Origin of the sequence: Nitratidesulfovibrio liaohensis (assembly GCF_011682075.1) — a bacterium.
GTDB classification, from domain to species: Bacteria; Desulfobacterota; Desulfovibrionia; order Desulfovibrionales; family Desulfovibrionaceae; genus Cupidesulfovibrio; species Cupidesulfovibrio liaohensis.
Map to the genome: position 1 here is coordinate 1 of NZ_VSMK01000247.1, position 4,070 is coordinate 4,070.

Annotated in this window: 5 protein-coding genes; 2 read left to right on the plus strand and 3 right to left on the minus strand. The window is 69.3% G+C overall.

The features are described from left to right. A partial coding sequence (locus FVW27_RS09485; protein WP_167124626.1) for a sigma-54-dependent Fis family transcriptional regulator occupies positions 1-1,506 on the plus strand: 1,506 nt, incomplete at its 5' end. 148 nt (positions 1,507-1,654) lie between these two features. Continuing rightward, positions 1,655-2,410 (plus strand): ferredoxin reductase domain-containing protein, encoded by a 756-nt coding sequence (locus tag FVW27_RS09490; protein WP_167124628.1) that lies wholly within the window; start codon positions 1,655-1,657, stop codon positions 2,408-2,410. Between the two features lie 71 nt (positions 2,411-2,481). Here FVW27_RS09490 and FVW27_RS09495 read toward each other — a convergent pair whose 3' ends face one another. From FVW27_RS09495 to FVW27_RS09505, 3 genes are all read right to left on the minus strand, one after another. Continuing rightward, positions 2,482-2,817: a NifB/NifX family molybdenum-iron cluster-binding protein gene (locus tag FVW27_RS09495; RefSeq protein ID WP_167124630.1), complete on the minus strand. Its 336-nt coding sequence runs from the start codon at positions 2,815-2,817 to the stop codon at positions 2,482-2,484. A 204-nt stretch (positions 2,818-3,021) separates the two neighbouring features. Beyond that, entirely contained in the window at positions 3,022-3,663 is a 642-nt protein-coding gene (thiE, locus tag FVW27_RS09500) for a thiamine phosphate synthase (protein WP_208294723.1), read from the minus strand. Between the two features lie 5 nt (positions 3,664-3,668). Next, the coding region (locus FVW27_RS09505; RefSeq protein WP_208294722.1) for a hydroxyethylthiazole kinase at positions 3,669-4,070 on the minus strand (402 nt) is incomplete at its 5' end.

Here is a 4,070-nt window from a genome sequence, read left to right on the forward strand (position 1 = left end):
ACCGCGACCCCGGTGCGCGACTGGCGCCACGCGGAAGGCACCTACGCCGTGGTGCCGCTGTCCGAACCGCTGCTGGGGCAGGTGGCCCTGCGCGGCGAGCCCACGTGGGCGGCATCGCCCGAGAATTGGGCCCGCCCCGCCTGGGCCGTGGACGAAAACATCCACGCCTACGCGGCCTATCCGTTGCAGTTCAAGGGCAACATGATCGGGGTCATGGCCGTATTCTACGACCGGCCCATGCGCGGGGTGCTGGCCGACCTGATGCTGCTGCACCGCAAGATGCACAAGATTTTCGCAGACTCCCTGTCCGCCGCCGTGGTCAACGCCCGCTCCTTCGAGGAAATCCAGCACCTGCGCCGCGCGCTGGAACTGGAAAACGAACACCTGCGCGGCGAGGTGCGCCGCGCCCGCGCCCCGCACTCCATCGTGGGTGACAGCCCGCCCCTGCGCCGGGCCCTGGAGCAGGTGGACATGGTGGCCCCCACCGACGCCACCGTGCTGCTGCTGGGCGAATCGGGCACCGGCAAGGAACTGGTGGCCCAGGCCATCCACGATCGCAGCCAGCGCGCCGCCGCCCCGTTGGTGCGGGTGAACTGTTCGGCCATTCCGCGCGAACTGTTCGAAAGCGAATTCTTCGGCCACGTGAAGGGCGCCTTCACCGGAGCCCTGCGCGACCGCGTGGGCCGTTTTCAACTGGCCGACGGCGGCACCCTGTTTCTGGACGAAGTGGGCGAAATCCCCCTGGAATTGCAGGGCAAGCTGTTGCGCGTCCTGCAAGAGGGGGTGTTCGAACGTGTGGGCGAGGAACGCAGCCGCAGCGTGGACGTGCGCATCATTGCCGCCACCAACCGCGACCTGCGGGCCGATGTGGAGCATGGCCGCTTCCGGCAGGACCTGTTCTTCCGGCTCAGCGTGTTCCCGGTGGCCCTGCCTCCCCTGCGCACCCGGCGTGATGACATCCCCCTGCTGGCCCGGCACTTCGTGCGCACCTCCTGCCGTAGACTGAACCTGCCGGAGCCGCGCATCGCCCACCGTCAGATGGCCGAACTGCAATCCTACCCCTGGCCGGGCAACGTGCGCGAATTGCAGAACGTCATCGAGCGCGGGGTGATCATGGCCGAAGGGGGGCGATTGGTGCTGGATTTGCCGCCGGAAGGCGCGATGCAGGCCATGGCACCCGGTGCCGTATTCGGCATGCCGGGGGGCGCGGGATACGCGGAAAAGGGCGGCACCGACGAAGCGCCCCGGGGAACGGGAGCAAGCGGGAGCGCCGGGGCTGCCGAAAATTTCGAGCACGCAGGGCAAACGGGGCAAACGGGCGCACCGGCCCCCACGGACATCATTTCCGAAGTGGGCTGGCGCGAATTGCAACGCGCCAACATCGAACGCGCCCTCGCCGCAGCGGGGGGGCGCGTGCATGGCCCCGGCGGCGCGGCGGAACTGCTGGGCCTGCCGCCCACCACCCTGCAATCGCGCATCAAGACGTTGGGAGTACGCGGACGCTGAACCCGCGCGGGACGCGGCCATGCGGTGATATTTACGCCCATTCCGGCGTGTCTCGCTTGTCATGCCCGCCGCCATGGGCGACACTGCGGGCAGACTGCCCACCGCCAGTGCGGCCACAGCACCGCATGCACCGCCAAGGGAGCGACACATGAGCGACGATTCAAGCACCCCCAAGAGCCGCAATGCGCGCATCCTGCGCACCGTGCGAGAGGACGACAACACCACCTCCGTGTACATCGACACGGGTGACGACGAACGCTTCCGCAGCTTCCGCCCGGGGCAGTTCGCCACCCTGCGGGTGATGGAGGAGGACGGCTGGAGCGATGCCCACCCCTTCACCATCGCCGCCGCGCCGGGCGAGACGGTGCGGCTGACCATCCGGGGCAAGGGGCGTTTCACGTCGGAACTGGTGCCGGGCCTGCGCGACGGCGACGAGGTGCGCTGCGCCGGGCCCTACGGGGTGTTCTGCCGCGACATCGAACGGCAGGAGCAGATCGTGCTCATCGCGGGCGGGGTGGGCATCACCCCGTTCCTCAGCGTGCTGCGCAGCTTCGACCAGGCAGGGGCAACCAACCGGGTGGTGCTGTTCTGGTCCAACAAGACCTATGGCGACGCCTTTGCCGCCGAGGAACTGGAAGCCATGACCCGACGGCTGGACCTGACCGTGGTGCACGTGCTGACGCGCGAGACCAATCCTCACCACTACGCCGACCCGGAACTGCCCGCCGTGTTCTTCGAAAAAGGGCGCCTGTCGCGGGACATGCTGGCCCGCCACGTGCAATCGGCCACGGCCTCGTTCTATCTGTGCGGCCCCGGCCCCATGCAGCAGCATGTGCTGGATGAACTGCGCGCCTTCGGCGTGGACACCGGCGGCGTGGAGACGGAGCAATTCGTCTTTTCGTAGTACGCGCGCACGATGCGCCGCACCCCCTGGACGCGCGCCGATGTGCGCGTAACATTCTGTAAAAACAGCAGCTATTGTTGCGGGACGCTACCGACAAGTTCCCGATACCGGGCCACTGCCTCGCTGACCAGACCGCTGCTGGCCGCCAGTACCTCTATGCCCGCATCGGCCAGGGCCAGGCGCGCCTTGGGGCCGCATTCGCCGCACAGCACCACCGTGGCCCGCGCGGCGGACAGCAGTTGCGCCACAGAGCTCCCGGCGCCCTCACGGTCATCACGGTGCGCATTGCGCACGGCAATGACGCCCTCGGTCTCCGTATCGGTCACCACGAACCATTCCGCCCGCCCGAACACCGGCTCCACGTTGCTGTCGGGCCGGGGCCCGTCCGCCGCCACGGCAATGCGCATGGCTCCTCCTTGCGTTGTTTCGTCATTGATGCGCCTGCGGACCGCCGCGCCCGCCGATAGTCAGGCAGTCGGCAATCGGAGAGTCCGGCCAGCCAGCCGGACCATGGGCATATGTCGATGTACGGCCAACGTCCGACGTCCGGCCAGTTACCGATTGCCGCCCTGCCATCCGCCCAGCCAGTCCTTCTGACCATTCCGAATCCGCTACCAGCCCCGCACGCTGCGCACCGCGCCACGCAGTTCTTCTGCCGCCCGTTGCGGATCATCCGCCGCGCACAGGGCAGAGACCACGGCCAGGCCATCTGCCCCGGCCCGCAACACCTGCTCCGCGTTGGCCGCGCCGATGCCGCCAATGGCCACCAGGGTACACTCCGTTGCCACGCGAAGGCGGGCCAGCCCGTCCAGTCCCCACGGCGGCGCTGTATCCGTCTTGGTGGACGTGGCGAACACCGGGCTCACCCCAAGGTAGTCCACGTCCAGCGCTTCGGCCTCGCGCACCTGCTCCATGGTCTCCACGGACAGCCCGACAAGGGCCGTGTGCCCCAGCAGGGCGCGCACGTCGGCAGGATGCATGTCGCCCTGGCCCACGTGCACGCCGTCGGCCCCGCAGGCCAGAGCCACATCCACCCGGTCGTTGATCAGCAGGGGCACGTCGCGTGGGGCCAGCAACCCCTTCAGCGCGCGAGCCAGTTCCACGAACTCGCGCGTGTCCACATGCTTTTCGCGCAGTTGCACCACGGTCACGCCGCCCGCCACCGCCGCCGCCACCACGTCGGCCAGGGCACGGCCCCGGCACAGGGTGCGGTCGGTGACCAGGTACACCCCGTAATCCGTATTCCGCCGCAAGGCGCTCACGGACGGCCCACCCGCACGCGGGCGCGAATGTCCGCTTCCGACAGGGCGTACAGGGCGTCGATGAAGTGCATGGCAAAGCTGCCCGGCCCGGCGGCACGCTCCGCCGCCATGCTTCCGGCGGCTGACATGGCGGCCATGCCGCTTACCGCGCCCTCCAGCAGGCTGGCGGCCACGGCGGCGTGGGCTGCCACCAGCACCGTGGCGGTGCACCCCATGCCGGTGACGCGGGGCATCAGTTCGTGCCCTCCGGTGACCAGCACCACCTCGTCGCCGTCGGTGATCAAGTCCACCGGCCCGCTGACCACGGTGACGCAGTGATGGCGGCGCGACAAGGCCCGCGCGGAATCGGCGGCGGCGTGCGCGTCGCGGGTGGAATCCACCCCGCGCGTGGCCCCCGC